The organism is Leisingera sp. MMG026 (assembly GCF_021654205.1).
Lineage (GTDB): Bacteria > Pseudomonadota > Alphaproteobacteria > Rhodobacterales > Rhodobacteraceae > Leisingera.
Genome location: NZ_JAKFZM010000179.1, coordinates 1 through 313, shown reverse-complemented (window position 1 = coordinate 313; position 313 = coordinate 1). Strand labels below are relative to the sequence as shown.

Here is a 313-nt window from a genome sequence, read left to right as displayed (position 1 = left end):
TCTCAGTTGGTTGTCAGGTGATGAGCTCCTTTTCCGGTTCGAAATCTGTCCCGTCGCGCCAGATGGACATCATGACGACGGCGAGTTTTCGGGATGCCGCCAGCGCAGCTTTCTTGAAGCCCTTTCGGTCTTGCAGCTTCTTGGCCCACACGCGCAGTTTTGACGGCTTTCTGACCTGGGTGATCAAGCTGGTTGCAGCGGAGTAGAGCAATCTGCGCAGATCACGGTCTCCGCATTTCGATATCCGTCCGGACCAGTCCTTGTCTCCGGATTGATGCCGCCGCGGCGTGAGGCCGAGGAAAGCACCGACGTC

Annotated in this window: 1 protein-coding gene; it reads right to left on the bottom strand. The window is 58.1% G+C overall.

The features are described 5' to 3' along the window. Positions 1–13: 13 nt before the first annotated feature. On the bottom strand, positions 14–313 hold a 300-nt coding region (locus L1069_RS24050; RefSeq protein WP_237457319.1), incomplete at its 5' end, for a transposase.